The 23,991-nt window shown below is 55.7% G+C and carries 19 protein-coding genes, 1 tRNA gene and 2 pseudogenes; 16 read left to right on the forward strand and 6 right to left on the reverse strand.

Annotation, left to right across the window (positions count from 1 at the left end; all coding sequences use genetic code 11):
* The 4 genes from JSS95_00005 to JSS95_00020 form a co-directional block, all read left to right on the forward strand.
* Positions 1 to 3,774: hypothetical protein (locus JSS95_00005; GenBank protein MBS1798186.1), on the forward strand; the 3,774-nt coding region annotated here is incomplete at its 5' end.
* A gap of 207 nt (positions 3,775 to 3,981) precedes the next feature.
* The gene (locus JSS95_00010) at positions 3,982 to 4,281 is read left to right on the forward strand and encodes a hypothetical protein (protein ID MBS1798187.1); all 300 of its coding nucleotides are present in this window, start codon (positions 3,982 to 3,984) and stop codon (positions 4,279 to 4,281) included.
* Between the two features lie 83 nt (positions 4,282 to 4,364).
* Positions 4,365 to 5,687, forward strand: a complete 1,323-nt coding sequence (locus JSS95_00015) for a hypothetical protein (protein ID MBS1798188.1) — start codon at positions 4,365 to 4,367, stop codon at positions 5,685 to 5,687.
* Between the two features lie 15 nt (positions 5,688 to 5,702).
* Positions 5,703 to 6,206: a hypothetical protein gene (locus JSS95_00020; protein ID MBS1798189.1), complete on the forward strand. Its 504-nt coding sequence runs from the start codon at positions 5,703 to 5,705 to the stop codon at positions 6,204 to 6,206.
* A 243-nt stretch (positions 6,207 to 6,449) separates the two neighbouring features.
* On the opposite strand, the gene JSS95_00025 is transcribed toward JSS95_00020, so the two are convergent.
* Positions 6,450 to 7,226, reverse strand: coding sequence for a hypothetical protein (locus tag JSS95_00025; protein MBS1798190.1), 777 nt, complete (start codon positions 7,224 to 7,226; stop codon positions 6,450 to 6,452).
* Between the two features lie 77 nt (positions 7,227 to 7,303).
* Between JSS95_00025 and JSS95_00030 the strand changes: the two genes are divergently transcribed.
* The 4 genes and pseudogenes from JSS95_00030 to JSS95_00045 all read left to right on the forward strand — a co-directional run bounded on the left by JSS95_00030 (position 7,304) and on the right by JSS95_00045 (position 9,515).
* On the forward strand, positions 7,304 to 7,672 hold the full coding sequence (locus JSS95_00030; protein ID MBS1798191.1) for a hypothetical protein: 369 nt from the start codon (positions 7,304 to 7,306) through the stop codon (positions 7,670 to 7,672).
* 96 nt (positions 7,673 to 7,768) lie between these two features.
* The gene (locus tag JSS95_00035; GenBank protein ID MBS1798192.1) at positions 7,769 to 8,710 is read left to right on the forward strand and encodes a hypothetical protein; all 942 of its coding nucleotides are present in this window, start codon (positions 7,769 to 7,771) and stop codon (positions 8,708 to 8,710) included.
* A 31-nt stretch (positions 8,711 to 8,741) separates the two neighbouring features.
* Positions 8,742 to 9,203, forward strand: a pseudogene (locus tag JSS95_00040) (recombinase family protein).
* Positions 9,180 to 9,515, forward strand: a pseudogene (locus JSS95_00045) (recombinase family protein). Before JSS95_00040 ends, JSS95_00045 begins: the two co-directional pseudogenes overlap by 24 nt.
* 663 nt (positions 9,516 to 10,178) lie before the next feature.
* Here JSS95_00045 and JSS95_00050 read toward each other — a convergent pair.
* Positions 10,179 to 10,255: transfer RNA gene (locus JSS95_00050), tRNA-Pro, on the reverse strand.
* Between the two features lie 318 nt (positions 10,256 to 10,573).
* Between JSS95_00050 and cysD the strand changes: the two genes are divergently transcribed.
* The 5 genes from cysD to JSS95_00075 are packed head-to-tail and all read left to right on the forward strand — an operon-like array spanning position 10,574 to position 15,564.
* A complete protein-coding gene (gene cysD, locus JSS95_00055; GenBank protein MBS1798193.1) occupies positions 10,574 to 11,515 on the forward strand; it encodes a sulfate adenylyltransferase subunit CysD in 942 nt (313 codons plus the stop codon).
* On the forward strand, positions 11,515 to 13,164 hold the full coding sequence (cysN, locus tag JSS95_00060) for a sulfate adenylyltransferase subunit CysN (GenBank protein MBS1798194.1): 1,650 nt from the start codon (positions 11,515 to 11,517) through the stop codon (positions 13,162 to 13,164). The genes cysD and cysN overlap by 1 nt, the downstream gene beginning before the upstream one ends.
* Positions 13,161 to 13,856, forward strand: a complete 696-nt coding sequence (locus JSS95_00065; protein ID MBS1798195.1) for a phosphoadenylyl-sulfate reductase — start codon at positions 13,161 to 13,163, stop codon at positions 13,854 to 13,856. The genes cysN and JSS95_00065 overlap by 4 nt, the downstream gene beginning before the upstream one ends.
* A 38-nt stretch (positions 13,857 to 13,894) precedes the next feature.
* A complete protein-coding gene (locus JSS95_00070; protein MBS1798196.1) occupies positions 13,895 to 15,010 on the forward strand; it encodes an XdhC family protein in 1,116 nt (371 codons plus the stop codon).
* Positions 15,007 to 15,564 carry a nucleotidyltransferase family protein gene (locus JSS95_00075; GenBank protein ID MBS1798197.1) on the forward strand — a complete coding sequence of 186 codons (558 nt, stop codon included), beginning with the start codon at positions 15,007 to 15,009 and terminating at the stop codon, positions 15,562 to 15,564. The genes JSS95_00070 and JSS95_00075 overlap by 4 nt, the downstream gene beginning before the upstream one ends.
* 49 nt (positions 15,565 to 15,613) lie before the next feature.
* On the opposite strand, the gene JSS95_00080 is transcribed toward JSS95_00075, so the two are convergent.
* A complete protein-coding gene (locus JSS95_00080; protein ID MBS1798198.1) occupies positions 15,614 to 17,335 on the reverse strand; it encodes a S8/S53 family peptidase in 1,722 nt (573 codons plus the stop codon).
* A gap of 239 nt (positions 17,336 to 17,574) precedes the next feature.
* Between JSS95_00080 and JSS95_00085 the strand changes: the two genes are divergently transcribed.
* The 3 genes from JSS95_00085 to fucP all read left to right on the forward strand — a co-directional run bounded on the left by JSS95_00085 (position 17,575) and on the right by fucP (position 20,830).
* Complete coding sequence (locus JSS95_00085; GenBank protein MBS1798199.1) at positions 17,575 to 18,402, forward strand: amidohydrolase family protein; 828 nt, start codon at positions 17,575 to 17,577, stop codon at positions 18,400 to 18,402.
* A gap of 22 nt (positions 18,403 to 18,424) precedes the next feature.
* Entirely contained in the window at positions 18,425 to 19,426 is a 1,002-nt protein-coding gene (locus JSS95_00090; GenBank protein MBS1798200.1) for a zinc-binding alcohol dehydrogenase family protein, read from the forward strand.
* Positions 19,427 to 19,579: 153 nt separating this feature from the next.
* Positions 19,580 to 20,830, forward strand: coding sequence for an L-fucose:H+ symporter permease (gene fucP, locus JSS95_00095; protein ID MBS1798201.1), 1,251 nt, complete (start codon positions 19,580 to 19,582; stop codon positions 20,828 to 20,830).
* Between the two features lie 132 nt (positions 20,831 to 20,962).
* Here the strand turns inward: fucP and JSS95_00100 are convergent, their stop codons facing one another.
* The 3 genes from JSS95_00100 to JSS95_00110 are packed head-to-tail and all read right to left on the reverse strand — an operon-like array spanning position 20,963 to position 23,965.
* Positions 20,963 to 21,601: a PepSY-associated TM helix domain-containing protein gene (locus JSS95_00100; protein ID MBS1798202.1), complete on the reverse strand. Its 639-nt coding sequence runs from the start codon at positions 21,599 to 21,601 to the stop codon at positions 20,963 to 20,965.
* A gap of 33 nt (positions 21,602 to 21,634) precedes the next feature.
* Entirely contained in the window at positions 21,635 to 23,122 is a 1,488-nt protein-coding gene (locus tag JSS95_00105; protein ID MBS1798203.1) for a DUF2271 domain-containing protein, read from the reverse strand.
* Positions 23,123 to 23,965: an EF-hand domain-containing protein gene (locus JSS95_00110; GenBank protein MBS1798204.1), complete on the reverse strand. Its 843-nt coding sequence runs from the start codon at positions 23,963 to 23,965 to the stop codon at positions 23,123 to 23,125.
* Positions 23,966 to 23,991 lie beyond the last annotated feature (26 nt).

Below are 23,991 nucleotides of genomic sequence, written 5' to 3' on the forward strand. Positions count from 1 at the left end.
CTGAATGCCGATGGCACCACGGGATCACTCAGCCGTGTCACAACGGACGGCACACGAACCTATGGACGATCACCCAGCACCAATGGTTCAACGACCACCTTGCAGGATGAGGCGCTGAATCAGACGCTGTACACCTTTACCGATACGAGCGATTCATTTTACGAAACACATCGACAGGTTTATCAGGGGTCTGTGGCTGCCAGCACTCCCCTTCTCGATAGACAGACTTGCTACAACAATGCGGCGACGCCCTGCGACGGACAGGCAATTACACTTCCGATTACAGCAACAAAGATTATTTCGAGCCAAAACGGCGGAAGTTCGAGTCAGACTCAAGACACTTATGACGGCCCAAGCGGGCTGCTTATCACCCATAAAGACCTTGACTATGGTTCTGCTCTTCTCCAGACGACAACATATTCCTATGTCACCCCAGGCAGAGTTTCGAGTGTTTGGGTACAGGATGGCGCAGGCCATACTGTATCCCAGGTGACCTATGGCTACGACGAGCAAACACCGACTGCGACTTCGGGGCTTCCACAACACAATGCAGTCTCTGGTCCGCGTGGGAACCTGACATCGTCGCATACCGTAATCAATCCGGTTGTCGGCGGGGCGACGCTCGATACAGCCGCTACATATTACGATACCGGTGTTCCCGTTAGCTCCACCGATCCCAATGGAACGACACAGTACAGCTATGAGTCCACGCAGGGCTTCGCGACGCAGGCGACGCCACCTACTCCATCCAGCGGGGTCTCGCTTCCAGCGACAGCAAGCTACGATGTCGCCTCAGGCATTCCACTTTCAGCATCGGATGCCAATAACACCACCACGCCGATGGTGCAATTAACCCAATACGACAGGTTGCTGAGACCAAAACAGATTAACACTGTGGACGGCGGAAGCACGACGTACAACTACGGCATGTACTCTACCTTTCATACTGTCGACGTTTTGACTCCGAACGGAGGGTATACATCAACACTTTATGATCCGTATGGACGCACCAGCCGAGTTGCCGTTCATAACGGCAGCAGTGATCCACAGAAGGACTGGTATCAGGTCGACTACTGCTATGACGTTGCCGGGAACCTTCAGTTTGTTCCGTCACGGTATCAAGGGGCAGGATTTGATACGCCGAAACAGTGCTCAGGCACCGGAACCACGTACACCTACGATGCTCTTGGCCGCGTCACCAATATCAATACTCCCGATGGCAATACAACATATCAATATGCCGGCCGCGCGGTGAAGACCACCGACGTCAACCAGGTCATAAAGATCACGCAGTACGATGCGTTGGGGAGGATCGCAGCGATCTGCGAAGTTTCGGGCACCTCTTACCAGAGTGATTCACCGCAGAACTGCAATCTGGACATTGCTGGCACAGGCTATCTCACGACCTACGCCTATGATCTTGTCAACCACACAACAACGATCACTCAGAACGTACAGCAACGCATCTTCCAGACAGACTCGCTGGGTAGAACGATCTACACCAAAGAGCCTGAGCGGGGAGAGACGACGTACAGCTATGGATATAATTCGACCGGGTTGCAGGTGACTCGCACCAGGCCCAAAGCCAACCAAACCAATACCGCTACAAAGACCCATACTGTTACTCAATACGACTCTGCGGGCCGCGTTGTTTCGGTAAGCTATGACGACGGTACGCCAACAAAGACATACCAGTATGACCAGGCGACTGCCTGGGGAGCAGGCACCTTGAGCCTCGGAAGCAGTAAAGGGCGACTTACATCTGCAATCGCAAACCCTCCAACCAATTGGGTGGGAGGCGCCTACTTTATCTATGATTCGATGGGACGAGTTACGAGCACATCCCAGTGCCTTCCATCCGGATGCGGAAACGCCACTTACGATAAGACTCTGATTTACACATACGACACTGCCGGGAACATGACGAGTGCAACGGACGGCGCAGGCGCGTCGACCACATATCAATACTCGCCCGCATCTGAGGTCACCAGCATCACCTCGTCGGTGAATACGCCGACGAATCCTCCTGCTCTGGTTTCGTCCATCACCAATGGCCCCTTCGGGCCTACGGGCTGGAGCCTTGGCAATGGCCTGAATGTACTGAAGAGCTATACGAGTACAGGGAGGCCGTATGAGAGCCGAGTCTGTCAGGGAACGGCCAGCCTGAGTTGCGCGACGCAACCCTATGGCTTCAACGTCTATTGGGCCGGGAGCAACGTGAGCTGGGTGGACGACAACGTGATGCAGGCTGGAACGCAATATCAATACGACGACCTTGGAAGAATCTCGCAAACCAATATCGAGTTGTGGGCGCAGGGAAATCCGCTGACATACTACCGCTATGGTTATGACCGCTATGGCAATCGCGTGAGCCAGAGCATCACCCAGGACAGCAATGGGAGCGGACCCACCACGTCATACGCCATCAACACTGCCAGCAACCAGATCTCCGGCATACAATATGACGCGGCGGGCAACATGATGAGCGATGGCCTGACTCACACCTACGTCTATGATGCGGAGGGCAATGTCATCCAGGTGGACAACAACATCCACTATTACTACAACGCATTCAACCAAAGGGTCCGCGCGGAAAACGCCAGTTCGTCAACCGAATACGTCTACAACATCCTGGGACAGAGGGTTTCCGTGTGGGACGGCAGCACTCATTCTGAAATCAGCGGACAGTATTACTGGGGAAACAGCCCGGTGGCCTTCTATCAGGGGGGAGCTATTCACTTCCAGCACCAGAACTGGATGGGAACAGAGCGCTCCCGGACGGACCACAACGGCGCTGTGGAAGGCACCTATCAATCCCTTTCTTTCGGCGATGGCTTTAGCGCATCCGGCACCGACAATGACGCTTATCACTTTGCCGCGCTGGACCGTGACGCCGACGACACCCACCATGCCCAGTTCCGGCAATACTCCTCAACGCAGGGGCGATGGTTGAGTCCTGATCCCTATGATGGCAGCTATGACGCATCCGATCCCCAGAGCTTCAATCGCTATAGCTATGTGGGGAACAGGCCGCTAAGTTCGTTCGATCCAAGTGGGCAGCTTTGCGTCAGTGCCTTTCCATATGGCAATGCCGAGGAGCCCTACATTGATCCCTTTATTAACAGCGCAGAGGACTGCGGGGCTGCGTATGGCATTTGGTATGACTCAGACTCATCCATAACTGTAACCACCGACGAACCTGATCCGATGGACCCATCCTCCGGCCCTGGACTCGGTGCCATTGCCGTCAACCCCTCCAACTCCGGCGGTAGCAACAATGGCGGTGGCGGCGGTAGCAGTTCTACCCCGTTCCCAAATAAGACGAACTGTTCGGCGACTCCGAGTCTATGGCCCCACGGAATCGCTGGCGTTGTCGGGGGTGAAGGCACTCTAGGACTATCAAAACTTGGTGCAACAGCTCAAGGTTCAGCGGGCTTTGGATTGTTCGGGGGTAAGCCCGGAGGATTTTTTAACTATGTTGCAACTGCTGTTGCAGGTTTCCACAATCCGGGAGCACCGTATCAGCAGGGTGGCACGAACCCGACTATCTTTGGGGCCGGATTAGGAGCAGGACTAGGTGGAATGATTACCAATGCAGCAAGCGTCCAGCAAACTAGAGGTACCTTTCAACAATTCACACTATCTCTTCCGGCTGTGTCGTTTAGCTTTGCTTATGGCGGTGGAATCTGGACCGTCAATGTGACCGTTGGCCCAGGGTTCGCTGCTGCCACGACATCTACAACAACCAATACCAAAGTGAAGGGGCCGTGCTGAGGTCTACATGAGTAGCAAAGCAGAAATAGCGTACTTGCTGTTTACGTGCGCGGTATTTGCCGGTTTAGCCCTCAAGCCCGAGTGGCTTGCATTTGCCATTTTTAGAGGGAGTGACACGCCAAACGTTCGTATTTTGCAAGTAATCCGAATTGGTGCTCTCGTTTGTAGTGCAAGTGCACTCCTAACCCTGATTTGTGAGGTTCAATCATGTTGATAACGCATAAATGGCTGTCTCTTCTGGTGCCATTGGGAATCGGGATTTGGGTAGCTTGCGGGGTAGCGTCCGGGCTGTATTTCCTAAGGCGTCAGATCAAAGATGTTGAAAAGAAAATCATCTCGATCATTGGATTTGGCTCAACGTTGCTGGCCTATTCGATTGTCTATCAAGGGCCACTAGGCACGCGTCTTGGAAAAGCAGCGGTAGTTGGAACAACTCTTTTGTCAGTAGGGGTTGTCGTGGTTGGTGCGATCATGTGGCTTAGATCAGACACACGCCACAAAGTCTGACGGTAACGGACGGGTGGCTCCTACATCAACCCAGCCGATACCTCGAACCCGATAGATCCTCCCCACCCGGTTCACCTACGGTTATGACCGGCTATGGCAATCGCGTGAGCCAAAGCATCACCCAAGACAGCAATGGGAGCGGACCCACCACGTCATACGCCATCAACACTGCCAACAACCAGATCTCCGGCATACAATATGACGCGGCGGGCAACATGATGAGCGATGGCCTGACTCACACCTACGTCTATGATGCTGAGGGCAATGTCATCCAGGTGGACAACAACATCCACTATTACTACAACGCATTCAACCAAAGGGTTCGCGCGGAAAACGGCAGCTCGTCAACCGAATACGTCTACAACATCCTGGGGCAGAGGGTTTCCGTGTGGGACGGCAGCACCCGTTCTGAAATCAGCGGACAGTATTACTGGGGAAACAGCCCGGTGGCCTTCTATCAGGGAGGAGCTATTCACTTCCAGCACCAGAACTGGATGGGAACGGAGCGTTCCCGGACGGACCGCAACGGCGCTGTGGAAGGCACCTATCAATCGCTGCCGTTCGGCGACGGCTTTAGCGCATCAGGCTCCGACAACGACGCTTACCACTTCGCCGCACTGGACCGCGACGCCGACGACACCCACCATGCGCAGTTCCGCCAATACTCCTCGACGCAGGGACGATGGATGAGTCCCGACCCTTACGACGGCAGCTATGACGTTTTCAGCCCGCAAAGCCTCAACAGGTATAGCTATGTGGGGAATCGACCGCTCACCGAACTGGACCCTCTCGGACTTAACCCTGGTGACATAATAGGTAGCGACAATGGGGTCCCCACTATGCAAGGACCTGGCCTGATAGGGTGCGGCTTTAGTTGTTGGGGATGGGGTGCCGTTGGCGGAGGTGGTCCTACTCACCTTGAGCCAATGCAGCCGATACCATCCGACGGTGGAGGGGGAGTTGCGCCAATTGCCGTAGCCACTGCGAGTGTTGTCTTCATCAAATCCGTGCCCCCTTCTTGCCAGAAACAATTAGAAGACATGCTCGACGACATCAACGCCATCAGACCGCCGGGTGCAAGCATGATAATAAAGAAAGGCTTAGCTCAGCGATTTAGACAACTGTTCAACTATCGTGACATCGATGTGCTTCAAACGCATATCGGCGAATTCCAAGGTCGTCAACGTAATCTCAAGGATAAAATTGACCAATATCGCAATTCTTGCGGCGAACCTCCACCATTCATTGCCGAATGGGCAGACCAACCTGTTGTTGCCCCGTGGCCTAGAACTTCTAATTCCTCTGCACCGTATTGGATAGGAGCGGGCGTTGCAGCCGCAGTATGTGGTGCGCTAATCCCTGGTTGTTTAGAAATCGAAACCTTTGGCGCTCTAGCCCTTCCTTAGTTTTACGAGGAACATATGACTTTACAAGACAAGACTGTGACAAAGTTGCGTGAAGCGATTAAACGCTACTTCCCCGCGAATACTTATTTGGGAAAACTTACTCCTGTAGATCTACAGTGGACCGAGGAACTTGATGAAGAGAAAGCTCTCTATGAAAGCCTAAAAGGCAAGAATTGGACTCAAATACCCGGCGAGATACTGGATTCCCTTCCCAGCGGATACATGCTTTTGACAGATCAAGCATTTCCCCTTTTTTTCCCCGCTTGGTTGATGCGTTGTTTGGAGCAAGTAAGCCCAAGTGAAATCCAATCGTTTTTGATCTATTCCTTTTCGCCGAAACGTGACTTGGTGCCCGATACGACTAATCTCGCAGTAAGGAAGCTTAAGATACTGAACTGTGAGCAATTATCTACTTTGCGATACCTAATAGACGAAATTTCAAATTCTCATTCATCAGAGTACGTGCGTGAACTGGCAACAAAAGCGATAGCCTTGATCGATGAAGTCAGCGTGATCTGATCCTGATGTTTGCAGCCGAAAAGGTTAGGTATGGCCCCTCCACTCCCAGTAGAGGGTGCCAACAGCACAGAAAGTATCCGTCCCTCTCCCGGATGCCATCGTATAGATACGCCGTAACACTTGACGTGCTCCCCTGTATCCGCACATAGCGAAGTACGATTTTGTACTTTTGAGGCGGCCCCAAAAATCCGTACCAAACGGACTGCTGATTTCTGATCAAAAGGGCAGTTTGGTTGGGAGTAATTATCCGGGCATTCCTGCCTTCCAGAGTATGAGCAAGTGGTCTGCTGTAAGTCCACCGATGTTCAGGTCTTTGGTTCGGTATTTGCGCAAAAAGTTGGCCAGTTCTGCAAGGTTTGACGATGCGGATAGCTTCTGATAGAGCCTCGGGTGCTCTCTGCGGATATACGACCTCATGGCGCGGTGGTCAATGCCAAATCCGACTTGAATTCGCTGGCAACGCTTCAGCGATGCCCAGAAACCGAGGTCAGGACATCCGGCCAAGGCATTCGCTAATTGGCGAGGATTCGACGCAAATCTCCTCTGCTCTTTGGCAAGAAACACCTGAAGTTCTGAGAACGTTTTCGGTAGCAGAAGTCTCTTCGCGGCTGCGCTATGGTTTCCCACGAAACCAAATGGAAGCGATTGCACCGGAGTTCCCCAGGGAGTTGGGCGGGAGCCTGGATTAGCGAATGCTTCGAACGCTTGCTTAAGACCTTTGAACTTCGGCGTTGGTGCGCATAGTGGTTCCAACTCCGGCCAGTTCATTTCGAAGAACTGGACCAGTTCATCGCGCCGCTTTGCCAACTCGGAATCGGATATGCTCTTCGGTCCTCTCTTCTGAACCGGCTTCCCGACTTGAACATTCAGCAAGCCTTCGTAGGGATCGGCTTCGAGTCTCGCAATCTTGCCCTCCAACCGTCGCACCCGCGCCTCAAGTTTGCGCCACGACTGCCGTGCGTCGAATTTATTGCCGCTATGCACGCTATACGTCGAATTGTTCTGCGATTTGCGCGCCATGCGTGATGTTCTTTTTCTTTGCAAAATCAAAGTCTTTTTGAGGGATACAACAACAACAGTGTAAATCGACCTGGACAATGAAACTCGACGGACAACGCGCATCCGAGATGGACCTAAGCAACGAAGCGACTGTCGCGTCCAGTTCGGTACCGGTTGAGTTTGCAGAACGCGACGAACACCAGAGCGGGCAACGGTTCTTGAACGGCTCCGCCCCGCGACTTAAACGGCATGTCGCGTTCTGTGACACGGCAGCCGGAGATATAGCATCCCCGGCTGCCGGTAAGGATCAAAAGCCGTTCCGGGAGTTTGAGGGCAGCGCCCTCATCGGCGGCGAAGCCGCCGTGCCTTCCCCATTTCTGGACGACGATGATCTCCAAAAGCTAATCGAATTCTTTATCCTGCTGGACGCATGGGACCGGAGGCGCAATGTTTCTCCGGTCATGTAGCGGCAGATTTCCGGCGGTGCCGGGTTGCAGGCTGTGTCTAATAGCCTGCAACTCACGTCACGGTGACGAGGTTGGACAAAATTTGGAGTTGGTCCTGTGATCGACAAGATCGAACTCCGCTTGCCCGTCTCGACGTATTTCCGCAATCCTGTCAATGGTTTGTTGCGGCGCTACAGAGTTGCCAGACCGTCTCAGCACTATATCGGCGTCATGGACCTGCGGCCACATGGGTTTGACGCCATGCTGCACTACGGCAAGCGGCGCGAGCCGCATACGCACAAGCTCGAACTCTTTGAGACAGGGAAGAAGCCCTACAGCGAGTTGGTCGGCCTCGTGGAGAGCATCGTAGAGATGGATTCTTCGAAGTTTGAATTAACCCGTATCGACCTCTGCGCCGACATCCCAGATGTACCGGTTGTGTGGTTCCACGAACACGCAAGCTTCCGGTACAAACGCATCTCGCGCCGCGTCGGCAAGCTCAAATGGGATGTCATCAGCAACACCGACATTGAGACGATTACGGCGGGCGCGAGACCGAACGTCTACCGCATCTACAACAAGACGGCTGAAGAGCTATCGAGGTTTCGCAAGGCTCAGAGAAAACAGAGCCGCGATGCGGACCCGTTAGTCTTCGAACAGGAGTACGGGCACAAGGAAACGAACATGCTCACACGGATTGAACGACAGTACGGAGGTGGACGTTTGCCGAAGGAAGTACGAACTTTCGGAGAGCTGCACCGCGCGGCGGAGATCGACCCGTTCGACGCAATGATGATCGACAGCGCGCCGGTTTGCTTACCGCGCATCGAAGATGAGGAGTTCAGCGAGTGGCTGAAGGGAATGGCTCTGCGTCATGAAGCACAAGCACGAGGAAAACAGGAGTTCTGTCGCTGGCTCAATCGTCACTCCAAAGGAAATGGGGCGCGTTGGATGCGAAGGTATGCAGCCTACTTTCCCGGCTCGGGGGAGCGAACCCCCGATAAAGATTCGATTCGGCACACCTATCAGGAGTCAACTATACGGCAGTTGGCTGCGTAGCCAACCGGCCTGATAATACTCGTACTCGAAAATGAACGGAGAAATGATGACCGAAGCCCTTATCTACACCCGCGTATCGAGCCGCGAACAAGAGCAGGAAGGATATTCGCTTGGCGCACAAGCCAAGTTGCTCAAGGATTACGCTACCCGGAATGGCTTCAAAATCGTTGCAGCCTTCGAAGATGTAGAGACGGCCAAAAAGACTGGTCGTAAGCAGTTTGGAGAGATGATGGCCTACTTCAAACGAAACCGGTCCTGTCGGATTTTATTGGTGGAGAAGACTGACAGACTGTACCGAAATCCCCATGATGCTCTAAAAGTCCATGATCTCGATATCGTCGTCCATTTCATCAAAGAAGGACACATCATCTCGAAGGAATCGAAGTCGAATGACATTTTCATACACGACATCAACATCGCTCTCGCGCGGCACTATATCAAGAATCAGAGCGAAGAAGTGAAGAAAGGTATGCGGGAGAAGGCATCGCAAGGTATCTTTCCCGGCCACGCGCCATTCGGCTATAGGAACAACAAAGCGGAACGCACCATCGAAATCGATCCTGAAGATTCCATTACGGTGAAGCGGATGTTTGAGTGGTACGCAACTAGCGCACACACGCTCACGACGATAGCTAAAAAGATACGTATCGAGACGGGCAAGACGATCAGCCGCGCAAACATCCATCGTATTCTCACCAACCGCTTTTACATCGGTACGTTTCTTTGGCGAGGGGAAAGGTATCCCGGCACGCATCCGGTATTCGTAATGCCCAAGCTCTTCGATCAGGTACAAGGAATACTCTCAGGCCACAACAGGCCGAAGTATTCGAAACGCGACATTGCTTTCCGTGGCCTGATGCAGTGCGCCTATGACGGCTGTATGGTCACAGGCGACGTCCAGAAGCAAAAATACGTTTATTACCGCTGCACTGGGCATCGCGGCAAATGCGATCTTCCACGTTTCAGGGAGGAAGATATCGCTGAACGTCTGGGAGAGCCGCTGAAGGGCCTTCAGGTGCCGCAGGAGGTCGTCTCACGCATCGTTGCCACGATACGTAAAGACCAGCAACAATTTGCCAGCAGGGTCAATGCGGAACGTTCGCGCCTTGAATCCCGGCTGGCAGCGATCCGTAAAAGGATGGATGGAGCCTATGCGGATAAGCTCGACGGCAAAATCCCGGAAGACTTCTGGGAACGCAAGATGAGCGATTGGCGGATGGAAGAGCAGCAGGTCAGAATGTCCATGGACGGCCTGAGCAACGCCGAAACGGGCGACCGGGCATTGGACATGCAAAGGATTTTCGAACTCGCAAATAAGGCCTATTTCCTGTATGTTTCGCAGGATTCCACCGAAAAAGCCAAATTGCTCAGAATGCTATTTTCGAACTGCTCCGTAGACGCCGTAAGTGCAACGCCCACATACAGAAAGCCCTTCGACATTATCTTCAAAAGGGCCAAATCAGAAGAATGGTCGGGGCGATTGGATTCGAACCAACGACCCCCTGCTCCCGAAGCAGGTGCGCTACCAGGCTGCGCTACGCCCCGACTCTGTGCTATGAATGGCCGCAATCCGTAACGTCCGTGTCTTCAGGCGAGTTTCGGGACTCGCTGAGGCATTGCTCAGGACGCTGGTTTCCGACTGAGTTAGTTTAGCAGATATTGTTGCTCCGCTGCGATGTCGGTTCTATACTCATAGAGATGGTTGTTTTCGTAAATCGCGCGTGTTGTTGTTGCCGGATGCTCCCGTGTCCGTGTCCGCGCTGTTGCCGTTAGTTCGCGGTCGCCATCATCACCACCACAACCTTACTTACTGCTTGAAACTTCGCAGATTTCTTTTCTGTGGAGGTTCAGAGGTCCAACTTAATGACTTCCGCCGTTGCTCTTGAATCGGAGACTCTTCTTCAGCCTGAGAAGCTGAATCACTTACAGGCGCTCGAGGCGGAAAGCATCGCCATTATGCGCGAGGCAGTTGCGGAATTTGCGCGTCCCGTGATGCTCTACTCGATCGGCAAAGACTCCAGCGTCATGCTGCGTCTCGCGCAGAAGGCCTTCTATCCGGGCAAGATTCCGTTTCCGCTGCTGCACATCGACACCAGCTACAAGTTTCCCGAGATGATCGCATTCCGCGATGCCTACACCAAGGAGATTGGGGCGGATCTGATTGTTCATCGCAATGAAGAGGCGATCGCCGCTGGAGCAAACCCGTACACGCTTGGTACGCAGAACTGCTGCGGTCTGCTGAAGACAAGGAGCCTGCTGGATGGGTTGGCTGAAGGCGGCTTCGATGCGGCTTTTGGCGGCGCCCGCCGCGACGAGGAGAAGAGCCGCGCCAAGGAGCGTGTCTACAGCTTCCGCGATGGAGCAGGCCAGTGGGACCCGAAGAACCAGCGCCCGGAGCTTTGGAGCCTGTACAACTCCCGTCTGCGCAAGGGAGAGAGCATTCGCGTCTTTCCGCTCTCCAACTGGACGGAACTCGACATCTGGCTCTATCTCTACGCGGAAAAGATCCCTATTGTGCCGCTGTACTTCGCACAGGAGCGCCCGCTGATCGTTCGCGGCGGCCAGATGACGCTGGTTCATGAGGGGATGAAGCTATTGCCTGGTGAACAGGTGAGGACAGAAAAGGTTCGCATGCGTTCGCTTGGCTGCCTGCCTTGCACCGGCGCGATGCGCAGCGATGCGGACACGCTGCCGAAGATCATTGAGGAGCTGCTGACCTTCCGGCGCAGCGAGCGCGAAAACCGCGCCATCGACCACGACGAAGAGGGATCGATGGAAGTGAAGAAGCGGGAGGGCTACTTCTAATGGCGACGACTGACCTTTTGACCGCGGATCGCGGATTTGAGGAGTTTCTGGAGGCGCATCTCGGCCAGGAACTGCTTCGCTTCACCACGGCAGGAAGTGTTGACGACGGGAAGAGCACGCTGATCGGCCGTCTGCTGCACGACACCAAGAGCGTCTACGAAGACCAGCTTGCCGCGGTGAAAAAGAGCCGGGTGAACCGTGCCGCCAACGGCCACGTCGATTTCTCGTTGCTGACGGATGGGCTGAAGGCCGAGCGCGAGCAGGGAATCACGATCGATGTGGCGTATCGTTACTTCTCGACATCGAAGCGCAAGTTCATTATTGCCGACACCCCTGGGCATGAGCAGTACACGCGCAACATGGCCACGGGAGCTTCGACTGCGAATGTAGCTGTGGTGCTGATTGATGCCAAGGCGTATCTGCGCGAGGGCAAGCTGCTTCCTCAGTCGCGCCGGCACACCTATATTGCCTCGCTCCTCGGGATACCGCATGTCGTTGCTGCTGTAAACAAGATGGACCTCGTCGGCTACTCGGAGGAGACCTTCGCGGAGATCCGCGCGGAATTCGTCGAGTTCGCGGCTCGTCTGGGGTTGAAGAGCGTAACGGCGATTCCAGTCAGTGCCCTGGAAGGAGATAACGTTGTCTCTCCCAGCACGACGATGACCTGGTACGACGGCCCCACCCTGCTTGAGTTTCTTGAGACGGTGCCGCTCAGCACAGAAGAGCAGCAAGGCCCTCTGCGCTTTCCGGTTCAGCTTGTACTCCGCCCAGACGCAAACTTTCGTGGCTTCGCCGGGCAGGTAGCGCGTGGAGTATTGCGCGAGGGGGAGCGAGTGATGGCGCTGCCATCGCGCCGCGAGACGACAGTAAAGCGCATCGTCACCTGGGACGGCGATCTTAAAGCGGCATCGTACCCTCAGAGCGTAACGGTTGAGCTGGCGGATGAGATCGATCTTAGCCGCGGAGAGGTGCTTGTAGCGCCATTTCAGGATCAGCTACCTGCCGTATCCCGTCATCTACACGCCATGGTTGTGTGGATGCATGAAGAACCTTTGCACGTAGGGCGCACCTATATCGCCAAGCATACAACGCGCACCGTACGGGCCACGGTGAAGGCGATACGGTATAGGGTAGACGTCGGCTCGCTCGATCACGTTGCCGCGTCGCAGCTGGCTATGAATGAGATAGCAGAGGTTGAGCTTGAGACGAACCTCCCTCTGTTCTTCGACGCATATGCCGACAGCCGCACGACTGGCTCGCTGATACTGATCGATGGTGTAACCAACGCAACGGTTGGCGCTGCGATGATCACGGGCAAAGCTGAAACTTCCGAGCAGGACAGAGCTCATGCTGCACTGGTGCTTTTGCCGGGCAGGGAAGACTTCGCCGAACGTTTGCGAGAAGACTTTGAATCTCATGGCCGCCGTGCGGTAATAATCGATGATCCTTTGATTCCCGAAGGTTCGTTGATTGCAGCGGTTCGCGCATTGCATCTGGCGGGAGTTACGGCAATCTCTGCGCGTGCCATTACCGCAGAGGTTGCGGCTGAAATCGAGTTGTCCGTGGAAACCTTCTCAGACGGTGGTGTTTTAGCTGGAGACGGCTTGAGCGATGACGAAGTTCTCCGGTTGGCAGGAGTAAAGGGATGAGCGTGCTGGATACGACGATTGATTATGAAGCGATGACTGCCGAAGAGTTGTCCAGTGCCATTGTTCGCGAGGCCAATGGCGGGCCGGTCTGCCTGACGTCCAGTTTTCAGATTGAAGATATGGTTGCGCTGCACATGCTGCGCCGTCATCTTCCCGATGTGCCTGTAATTTTTCTCGAGACGGGATATCACTTTCCGGAGGTGCTTGCGTACCGTGATCGTATGGTCGCGGAATGGGGGCTAAACCTTATCAACGCCCTGCCCGCCACAACGGTTAAGGAGTTCGAGGGACAATTTGGAAAACTGCACATCGTTCAACCGACGGCGTGCTGCCAGGCACGCAAGGTCGAGCCCCTGATGCGCTCGCTTCAGCCCTACGATTGGTGGTTCACTGGTTTACGCCGGGAGCAATCGCCGACCCGCGCGGGGCTGAAGAAGGTGGAAGACCACAAAACGCCATCAGGCAAGCATCTGAAGAAGATCAGTATTCTGGCCGACTGGGATTGGGCGCGAGTAAACGAGTATGCAGAGCGCGAGGGTATTCCGCAACTTGAACTTTATGCGCGTGGATACACGAGCATTGGCTGCGAGCCTTGCACGGCCATACCTGAAGCAGGCGCTGACGCACGCAGTGGGCGATGGGGCGGTAAGAAGCTGGAGTGCGGTATCCACACGTTCTCTGAAAAGAGCTGAGCCTTGGCTCTCCGCAGAGTTAGGACTAAGCTCAATTGATGGTGGAACAGCGGCGAATCGTCGAGCAGTGGCGTCGTCACTCGGCGCGCGCGCTTGTCACGATTGTGCATGTTGAGGGGGCGAGCTATCGTCGGCCAGGGGCACGGCTGTTGGTCGGACTGGCGGGCGAATGTGCAGGGACAATCAGCGGCGGCTGCCTGGAAGCAGAGGTCATGCGTCGAGCGGCCTGGAAGGTCAGTTCTGGAGCTGTAGTTGAGCGATATTCCACCATGTTCGACGACACTGCGGAGGTGCCCTATGGGCTCGGCTGCGGGGGTGTTGTTGACCTTCTTCTGGAACCCACGGACACACCGGAGTGTTCGGCCCTGATGAACGCGATGGAAAGGGCCTTGACGGGCGAACCATCCATCGTTGTGACCTGGCTGCCTGGCGAAGCAAAATCACTTCGCCGCGCGATCTTAAGCAACGACGGGGAGCTCCTTTTTGCGAGCGATGGTTTGAGGGAAAAGAAACTCGAGTGTGCGCGCGGTCTCGAACCGGGGCTCGGATACGAAGGCCGCTTTGTCGAGGCATTGCAGGCTCCGCGGCGTCTTTTCGTGTTGGGCGCAGGCGACGATACAAAACCGCTTGTTAGCATGGCTGCCATGATGGGTTGGACAGTGACTGTAGCCGATGGCCGTCCGAACCTGGCGAAGCAAGAGCGCTTTCCTTTGGCAACCCGCGTATTCAGCGTTGCGGCCGGAAACATCGAAGCATTGGGCATACGTTCAGAAGATGTTGTGGTCTTAATGACTCACAGCTACGAACAGGACCGAGCGCTGTTGCCACCTCTGCTCCAACTTTCTCCGCGGTACCTTGGCCTTCTTGGCGCGAGGCACAGAAGCTCATTGTTGGTCAGCGAAGCGGCGACGCTTACTGGCCTCTCGGTTGAAGAGTGCTGCAAGCGTATCTGGGCGCCTGTTGGGCTTGACCTGGGAGGCGACGGGCCTGAAGCCATAGCTCTGTCGATAGTCGCCGAGGTACAGGCTGTCTGCATGGGGAAGGCGGGTACATCTCATCGTCTTTCGGCAGATGACATTGCTTTGCAGCTAAGCAACGGCGATGCTTCCCGCTATCTGCGGGTGCATTGCAGTGCGGATGCAAATCCATCATGAACATTGCTGCGATTGTGCTTGCCGCTGGAGCGTCACGGCGTTTCGGCGAACCGAAGCAGTTGGTTCAATTGGCCGATGAGACTCTTCTCGAACGGACCGTGCGTGTATGTCGTGAGGCGATGTGCGTACCGATTGTTGTGGTGCTCGGAGCATCGTCAGAGAGCATTCAAGAACAATGCAATCTGGAAGGCGCAATAACCGTAGTAAACGATGAATGGCGTGAGGGGATGGGTTCTTCGTTGCGAGTGGGCGTAAGGGGCCTCATCGGCAGCATCGATGGTTGCGTGATTGTCACTTGCGATATGCCTGCGGTTTCATCGGAACATCTGCGCAGGCTCATGCAAGGCGACGAAGTCACCGCGTCAGAGTATTCAGGAAGACGTGGTGTGCCAGCATACTTTCCTGCGTCGTATTTTCCGGCTCTGATGCAGGTGCACGGTGATGCTGGTGCGCGCGAATTGCTCAAAGAGGCAAACACTGTTCCGTTGCCCGGTGGCGAGCTTGATGTGGATACAGCGCAGGATCTTCAGCGTGCCCGCGAACTGTTCAGTTGAGCGTCATGCGAAAGGCACAAAACAAAGCATGAAAACTCAATTGACAGCGTTACTTCTTGCCCCTCTTGAGCGTAAGCGTTGGCGGTTTACGTTTGCCGGGTAGCTTCTTCGCGGCTACAGCTCGCGAGATATTTCTGATCCCGCGCTTTTTAGCCTTCTTAGTGGAGGTGTTCGTAGGGTTCACTGCCGCAATGAGTTGTGGCGCGACGGGAGAGCCCAGTCCCGTGCAGGCATCCCAGCCTGGACCGGCGCGGAATGCTCCATTGTTTGTCGCAAGAATATCTCGAAAGGCATTTTTTGCCTTCGCCATATAGATGGCTGGATTGATAAAGCCGGCAGAGATACCGTTCTGTTGATTGGCAAGCGCAATCAATCCGGCCCACAACGGCGCGACGGCACTCGTCCCCCCGATCACCATGATTTTGCCATCGACACGAACGATATAGCCGGTGGCTGGATCGGCATCTCCAGCAACGTCGGGCACTCCCCGCCCGCCCGCCGGGTTATCCGGCGAGGGGACTTTGGCGCTGGACTGCCACGAAGGAAGGGGAAATACGTTGGAGACGCCGCCACCTGTGGCGCCTCCTTTTGGCTGCTCATTCCATACTGTCTCCGATGTAATGGCGGAGCCAGAACTTTGGAGATTGGTTCCTCCGCAAGCGAGAACATGCGGACTGGCTGCCGGAAAGTCAACGTGGTTCTTGCCGTCCGTTACTCCATCCGATGATCCGTTATCGCCTGATGCGACAGTGATCGTAATGCCCAAAGCGGCAGCGGACTGACAGGCAGCATCGAGCGCAGCCATGGCCTGCGCAGTCCAGTTGATCTCTGCCGCACCCCAGGAGATTGAAATCACGCTGGGCTTATAGGTGGTGTCGTGGATCGCATAAGCAACGGCATCGAGAAAACCCTGGTCGGTATTGGGAGCAAAGTAGACGACAATGCGCGCACCCGGAGCAACGGCCGCCGCAACCTCGATGTCCAGCATCACCTCGCCGTCTGCGCTATTGGCGTTCGAAGGAGAGTTCTTCCCACCGGAGACAGAGACCGCAACCACCTTCGGCGTCTTCTGCTTCAATGCCTTGAAATAGGCAGTAAGATCGGTTTGGCGAAAGCCCCCACCGAGTTCGATGATGCCAATGGTCTGGCTGGAAGCTGTTGCACTGGAAGGAAAGCCATAAAGTTGCCCCACCTGAACTGGAGTGTAGGAGGTGCTTCCGCTGGCATGTGGACGAGCAAAACCTGATGCTTGCGCCTGGTTGGCGGCTGCCGCTGAATCGTCACCGGCAACGCGAAAGTGCGGGGTTGCCTGAGGTCGGTTGTCGAGACCGAGAACGGCGACGACATAATCCTCAAGCTGGCCTGGCAGATCGATGCTTCCTTCGCGCACTCGATAGGTCGTGCCGTTGAGTGTTCTGTGAAGCAAAGAGACCCCGAAAGCGCGCTGCATATTCGCTATCGTGCCCGACAATTTGATGGTGCGGCGTCCAGGAGCGGGCGTTCCGGGCTGAACCTTCAACGCAAAATCCTTTGCAAAGGAGCGAACCAACTTCACTGCAACCGGATCAGCTGCATGGTTGGAGCGAAAATGGGCTCGTGTCATGCGCTGCTTACCTGTAGTGTGTGCTGTGGGCAGCGGTTTCTTGCGCCGGACAACGACTGAGACGGTAATTAGGGCGGACGGGGGGGCAGGCCTTTCGCCGGTTGTTCTTGGGAGAGGCGCTTTTTCGCTGCCACGAAGCACGATGCGGGGCTGCGCGCCTATTGTCATTGTGGATTTGGTGGGTTTCTTCTGTTTCGGCATGCTGAACCTCTTTCGGAGAAGATCGAGAAAAAGGGGCCGGGCGGGAGAGTCCGCAGTTCACCATAGTATTCCTGTGTGGCCGCGAGAAGAAGGCGTAAATAAAAATAAGATGGCCGGGGGTAGTGCGGGTTTGGACCGCCAGCGTCGTATTCTATATTTTCATTATTGGAAATTTTATTTCAAATAAAGTGAGAGTGAGAAAAGAAGTGACGATCGATTCGCATCATCACCTTTGGCGATATTCATCCGAGGAGTACGGCTGGATTGACGATGCGATGAGTCCGCTCAAGCATGACTTCCTTCCCCGCGATTTGGTTGCTGTCATGCAAGAGGCTGGGATTGACGGCTCGGTAGCCGTACAAGCCCGGCAGTCTGTCGAAGAGACGCGCTGGCTGCTGAAGCTGGCCGATGAATGCGATGCGATAAGAGGCGTAGTTGGCTGGGCTCCGATTGTAGGGAGCGAGTTCCCGGGCGTCCTTGATGAATTCCGCCAAAGAAAAAAACTTAGCGGACTGCGTCATATTCTGCAGGCGGAACCAGTCGACTACATGCTGCGGTCAGATTTCAATTCAGGTATTCGGATGCTGCTCCAGTATGGGCTTGCATATGACGTTCTGATTTACGAGCGACAATTGCCGCAGGCGATCGAATTTGTCGACCGCCACCCTGAGCAGGTGTTTGTGCTGGATCATATTGCGAAGCCGCGGATCCGCGATGGAATGGTCGAGCCATGGTCCAGCATGGTGCGAGAGATGGGGAAGCGTGAGAATGTGTGGTGCAAAGTGTCCGGTCTGGTGACGGAGGCCGACTGGACTTCGTGGACCGCCGGTTTGCTGAAGCCCTATCTGGATACGGTCGTCGATGCGTTTGGACCGCAGCGGCTATTGGCTGGCTCGGATTGGCCAGTATGTCTTGTAGCAAGCGGTTATGTCCGGTGGTTTGAGGTGTTGAACGATTACTTTGCGAAGTTCAGCGACGCGGAGCGTGAAGCGATATTCGGCGGGACTGCGATACAGGTCTACAAACTGAGATAACAGTAGAGATCTAAGGAGAAGGATGAGGGCGTTTCAGATTACCGGTTCCGGCAGTGCAGGTGTGATTTCGGTCCCAGACATCACTCCGATAACGAATGAGGTTCTGCTGCGCGTAAAAATGGTGGGGCTGTGCGGGACTGATCTGAACACGTTTCGCGGCAGGAATGCGATGGTTGAGTTTCCGCGTATTCCTGGACACGAGATTGCTGCAGAGGTCGTTGATGGCGGCGGCGACCTGATACCTGGGACGCTGGTGACAGTACTGCCCTATACCAGTTGCGGCCGCTGTGCTTCGTGTATGCGAGGACGTGTCAATGCGTGTCAGCACAACCAGACGATGGGAGTTCAGCGCGATGGCGCAATGATGGAGTACATCAGCATACCCAGGGAAAAGCTGTTTACGGCAAAGCTGTCTGCGACAGAGCTAGCGCTGGTCGAACCTTTAACCGTCGGCTTTCACGCAGCAGCCCGCGGTAGAGTCACAGGGCAGGATATTGCCGCGATCTTTGGTTGTGGTGGCGTGGGCCTTGGGGCCATTACCGCGTGCGCATTTCGAGGTGCCAAGACGATTGCAATCGATGTGGACGATGCCAAACTTGAGACAGCGAAAAAGGCTGGAGCGCAACACCTCATTAATACTGCACGTGAGAATCTGCATGAAAAATTGAGCCAGATCACTGGAGGCCATGGTCCCGATGTGATTGTCGAAGCGATCGGACTGCCGCAAACATTCCGAGCGGCAGTTGAAGAGGTTGCCTTTACCGGCCGAGTCGTCTACATCGGTTACGCTAAAGAGCCCGTCTCTTACGAGACGCGTTTGTTTGTGCAAAAGGAACTCGACATTATGGGATCGAGAAATGCGCTGCCGGAAGATTTTCTGGACGTGATCCGGATGCTCGAAGCTGGAAGATTTCCGGTAGCAGATGCGATCAGCGGCGTTGTTCCCCTGGAAGCTGCGGGGACGATGCTTGCTGAATGGGGCGATGCGCCCGGGCGCTTTACGAAGATCATGATTGAGATATAGTGCCGAACGTTTTGTTCGGAATGTAAGATTCTCGTCGACGCAAGCAGCGCGGCGATAACTCAGGGAGAGCAGATGCAGATTTCGGCACCGGTCGGAACAAAGAGTACGGCAGAAGTTAAGAATGGCAAGCATCCAGTGTTTCCGGCTGGGCACATGCTGCCATTTGTTCTTGTTACGGTACTGTTCTTCCTGTGGGGCATGTCGAATAATCTCACCGACATTCTTGTTCAACAGTTCAAAAAATCGCTCGAGTTATCGCAGTTCAGCGCGCAATTGGTGCAGACGGCTAACTTTCTGGGTTACTTCTGCATGGCGATTCCCGCTGGGCTGCTAATGCGCCGCTGGGGCTATAAGGCCGGCATGGTAACTGGCCTTCTTCTCTTCGGTTCGGGGATGCTGTTATTTCTTCCTGCTGCTTTGCGCGGCGAGTATGTAATGTTCCTGATCGCGCTTTTTACTGTCGGCTGTGGCGCATCCATTCTGGAGACGGCTGCGAACCCGTTTATTGCGCAGTTTGGCGACCCGGCGACATCGGAGCAGCGGTTGAATTTTTCGCAGGCGTTCAACCCTCCAGGCACGGTTGCTGGAGTTCTCATCGGCACATATTTCATCTTTTCTGGGGTTGAGCCGAACGCGGCCGAGATAGAGCAGATGAAGCACGCCGGGACCTACCAGAGCTATCTGCATGGCGAGATTATGCGCGTGGTGCCGACATATATGGCGTTCGGCGCCGTGGTGCTGATTTTCGCTTTTCTTCTCATGCGAACGAAGTTCCCGGTGATTCAGGTTGAACATGAGGGAGCCGGTGAAGACCACGGCAGCCTCGGTTCACTATTGCGAGTACCTGCAATCTGGATTGCAGTTGCTGCGAATTTCTGCAACGTAGGAGCGCAGATATCCTCCTGGAGCAGCCTGATCCCTTACATGAAGCAGTACACTCCCGCCAGTGAGAGGACGGCGGCTCATTATCTAACGGCCGTCTTGGTGGTGATGTTGTTTGGGCGTTTCCTCTCGACTCCGCTGATGCGATATATCAGGCCGAGCTTGATGTTGGGAGTTTACGGGGTGTGCAACGCGATCCTGATGCTGGTTGTCGTGACTAGGCCCGGAATGGTTGGAGCATATGCAATTGTCATCAGCGGCTTTTTTATCTCCATCATGTTCCCTACAATCTTTGCGCTTGGGCTGAAGGGGTTGGGAAGGAACACGAAGCTGGGCGGGTCGCTGCTGGTGATGGCAATCGTTGGCGGCGCAATTTTTCCGCCAATTCAGGGATTGATCGCCCGGCAAACCGGAAGTGTTGCGCTCGGGTATATTGTTCCGGCGATAGGTTTTGCAGGTGTTGCGCTGTACGGGTTTTATCAATCGACGCAGCGAACGCTGCTCTCCGGTCCTGCTTACTGAAGCGCCCTTTTCTAAAGGCAATTGTGAAGTTTGTCCGTAGTCATGTTCTCCTCCGAAAAGGTAGAGAAGCCGAAAACTACTTCCACGCGACTGTCGCCCGAGGCTGTAAGCTCCTGAGTATTCAGTGAGGCGTTACGGGACGAAACGCACGTATATGAGGTAGCAGATAACAGTTGCTGCGGCGGCAAGGACAAGGCCCGATGTACGCCGTTTGTAGACGAAGAAGAGAAGTAGTAGCCCGGTGAGAGAGACCAGTGTCAGCAGGATGGCTGAGGCGTCGATAAGCCCCGACCAGACCTTGCCTGAGTCGCGGCCTTTGTGGAGGTCGTTGATGACAGCGATGAAGCCGTTGCGCACCTCAACGACGTCGTAGCGGTTTGAATCGCGGTCGATGAAGGCGTCGGCTGTGTAGCCGGGAGCCTTGAAGGAGATGGAGATCTGCGAGTCGTCGACGCGGAAGTCGGAGACGGCCCCGTGCAGCTTGTTGGCTGCGCGAAGCCGTTCGACGATCTCGAGCTTCGCCGGTTCAGCGCCATGGGCGAGACGCAGCCACTCATGCGGCATCTGGCCCGTGGTGCGGGTGGTCTTTTCGGTGTTGCCGAACCAGTCGGCGTGATTGAGGGTGAGGCCGGTAACGGCGAAGAAGAGCACGATAGCGAAGGAGACCATCGAAAGATAAATGTGCAGCCAGCGCGAGACCACCGCCGTCTTTCTTCGCAGATGGGCGCGGAAGGTAACGGACTTTGTTGCTGCGATCTTTGTTGAGGTCATCATGTTTGATCGTGGTGGCGCTTCAAGCAGCGTCTAGTTGTGCCTGCTGTAGTCCAGCGATACGCTTGCGATCTCCTTGTTGCCGGGCGGGCTGAACTGCGCCGATGTCTTGCCGTCGAAGTTGATCTCCTGTTTGATGAGGCCATAGGTGCCGTGTTCGCGCGCGGCTTCGATCAGAATGGTGTATTTGCCAGGCTTGACTTGCTTGCCGGCGTTGTCCTTGCCATCCCAGCGCAGGGTGTACTTCCCCGGCGACCTCGTGGCCGAAGAGATTGTGGTTGACAGGTCGGTTCCCTCGGCTAGGTTGCGCACCTGGTCGGAGTGATACCAACTCTTGAGATCGGGCAGCCAGCGCGGCTTCTGAAACCACAGTGCGAGCGTGCGGACAGGGAAGTGGTCGGCGTCCTCCACCCAGACGGCAACGTAGGGGCGGCGGTAACGCGGGTCATCGAGCCGCGCGAGTTCGAGGTTGATGAGAAGGTCCATGGATGGGGCCGCCTTATTTGCCGGGGCATAGGCGACTGTCTGTAGACGAGGAAGCTCGCGCGAAGACCAGTTGCGGCTGGCAATGGTGCGGCCATCGCGGAGGACGAGCATGTAGTCGACGCCAGGAAGAGTCGATGCGATGCGGCTGCTCTGTTCCGGTGTCATGACGGAGAACGCAGTCGCCAGAGCGCCTGCTGTAGCGGGATCGGCGGCGATGACGGTGGAGGAGATGACGGATTCAGCAGGTTCAGCTGTGCGTGGGTCGATGATGTGCGAGTAGTGTGTGCCGTGAATCTCGAAGCCGCGGCGGTAGTCTCCGCTGGTCGCGATGGTGCGGTTGGAGAGACGAACGAGGTCGATGGGCTCGTCGTTCTCTGCTGCGGCGCGTGGGTCTGTGATCGCGACGCGCTCGGTAATGGCTCCGCGAACGACGATGTCGCCCCCGATGTTGAGCAGCACTCCGGTAGCCCCTGCCGCGAGAGCACGATCGGCGGCGTGGCCAGCGATGTAGCTCTTCGCGAACGAGTTCAGCGCGATGGGCGCGTCGTCGAGGTGGGTCGCGGTGCGATGCACAGGATCAAGCCTCCAGTGCGGGCGCTGCATTGTTTCGACGGCCTTCTGCAACTCGGCTGCGCTGGGCTCGCGGTTTTCGACTGCGGCGAGCTTCCAGGCACGCGTCGCGGTCTCGGCGGAGGCGTCGAGTGAGCCGCCGGTGCGTTCGCGCCAGCGATCGAAGAGCGAGAGAACCTCGAAGAGCTCAGGCGAGACGCGGACGGGAGTGTTGTGCGTGCGCGTCCAGTGCGAGAACTCGCTCGTAGAGGACCATGCGCTGAGGATGCGGTTCTCGCGGTCGATCTCGCTGAGGACGGCGGCCTCGGCCTTGGCGGCCTGCGCTTCGCTGGAGGTCTTGAGCTTCAGTTCGAGCGATGTGCCGAGGACGTTCTCGTGATGGAAGACGCGGACGCGGGATTGTGCGGAGGCAGCAGTGAGCGCGAGAGAGAGCGAAAGTGCGGCGGAGATATTCAAAGCGTTCATTTAGAGGCGCTGTCCTTGGGGTTTGGCTTCCTGGCTGTTGTTGCCTTCAGCGCGCCGCGGCTGCTGCGGCATGTTGGCGAAGTAGACAGTCAACTCATCTTCGGTGAGCACGCCGTCGTGGTTGGTGTCGATAGCCTCGAACTGCTGCATACGATCGGGAGCTTCGGCTTTGGAGATTTTGCCGTCCTTGTTGGTGTCCCACTCGTCGAGCATGTGTTGTGCGCGATCAGCGGGCGTCATCTGTTTAGGACGAAGTTCTTCCGCGGAAAGTTCACCATCGCCGTTTTTGTCGAGCGTTTTGAGAGAAGTGGGTGCGGCGGCGATCTCGGCGGTGGAGATCACGCCATCGTGGTCGGTATCGAGTGCGCTCAGGATCGGGTCCATGCGGGTAGCGTTGCCGGTGTGCTGCGCACGGCCTGTGGGGCCGCTCTGGGTCCTCGCGGATGCACGGATCTCGTCAGGCGTGAGCTTGCCATCGTGGTCGGTGTCGATGCGGGAGAAGATGCCCTGCATACGCTCGGGGACCTCATCTTTGGTGAGGATGCCGTCGCCGTTGCGATCGAGGAGCATGAGGCGCTGAACCGTCTCGTCGGGCTTGTTGGCGTTGGGATCGTTCTGGCTGGGGAGATACTCAAGGGACGTAAGCTGGCCGTCGTGGTCCTTATCGAGCGTGATCAAACCAACGCTGGCCGCGGCGATCTCTTCGACGGAGAGCTTGCCGTCGCCATTGGTGTCGATAGCCAGAAGTGCAGGACGGGGAGGGGGCGGTCCGCCACCTGGTCTCTGGGCAGACGCCAAGGGAACCGCGAGGAGCAGAGAGAGAAGCAGGGGCTTACTGTGCATGTTTTCGAGCGCCTGTTGTCCGCAGA

The organism is Acidobacteriota bacterium, from assembly GCA_018268895.1.
In the GTDB taxonomy this organism is placed as follows: Bacteria; Acidobacteriota; Terriglobia; order Terriglobales; family Acidobacteriaceae; genus Edaphobacter.

Excerpts from the sequence above, each read along its gene's own strand:
- JSS95_00010 (MBS1798187.1), top strand. The coding sequence starts at position 3,982 with ATGTTGATAACGCATAAATGGCTGTCTCTTCTGGTGCCATTGGGAATC.
- JSS95_00015 (MBS1798188.1), top strand. The coding sequence starts at position 4,365 with ATGACCGGCTATGGCAATCGCGTGAGCCAAAGCATCACCCAAGACAGC.
- JSS95_00020 (MBS1798189.1), top strand. The coding sequence starts at position 5,703 with ATGACTTTACAAGACAAGACTGTGACAAAGTTGCGTGAAGCGATTAAA.
- JSS95_00025 (MBS1798190.1), bottom strand. The coding sequence starts at position 7,226 with ATGGCGCGCAAATCGCAGAACAATTCGACGTATAGCGTGCATAGCGGC.
- JSS95_00030 (MBS1798191.1), top strand. The coding sequence starts at position 7,304 with ATGAAACTCGACGGACAACGCGCATCCGAGATGGACCTAAGCAACGAA.
- cysD (MBS1798193.1), top strand. The coding sequence starts at position 10,574 with ATGACTTCCGCCGTTGCTCTTGAATCGGAGACTCTTCTTCAGCCTGAG.
- cysN (MBS1798194.1), top strand. The coding sequence starts at position 11,515 with ATGGCGACGACTGACCTTTTGACCGCGGATCGCGGATTTGAGGAGTTT.
- JSS95_00065 (MBS1798195.1), top strand. The coding sequence starts at position 13,161 with ATGAGCGTGCTGGATACGACGATTGATTATGAAGCGATGACTGCCGAA.
- JSS95_00070 (MBS1798196.1), top strand. The coding sequence starts at position 13,895 with ATGGTGGAACAGCGGCGAATCGTCGAGCAGTGGCGTCGTCACTCGGCG.
- JSS95_00075 (MBS1798197.1), top strand. The coding sequence starts at position 15,007 with ATGAACATTGCTGCGATTGTGCTTGCCGCTGGAGCGTCACGGCGTTTC.
- JSS95_00080 (MBS1798198.1), bottom strand. The coding sequence starts at position 17,335 with ATGACAATAGGCGCGCAGCCCCGCATCGTGCTTCGTGGCAGCGAAAAA.
- JSS95_00090 (MBS1798200.1), top strand. The coding sequence starts at position 18,425 with ATGAGGGCGTTTCAGATTACCGGTTCCGGCAGTGCAGGTGTGATTTCG.
- fucP (MBS1798201.1), top strand. The coding sequence starts at position 19,580 with ATGCTGCCATTTGTTCTTGTTACGGTACTGTTCTTCCTGTGGGGCATG.
- JSS95_00100 (MBS1798202.1), bottom strand. The coding sequence starts at position 21,601 with ATGACCTCAACAAAGATCGCAGCAACAAAGTCCGTTACCTTCCGCGCC.
- JSS95_00105 (MBS1798203.1), bottom strand. The coding sequence starts at position 23,122 with ATGAACGCTTTGAATATCTCCGCCGCACTTTCGCTCTCTCTCGCGCTC.
- JSS95_00110 (MBS1798204.1), bottom strand. The coding sequence starts at position 23,965 with ATGCACAGTAAGCCCCTGCTTCTCTCTCTGCTCCTCGCGGTTCCCTTG.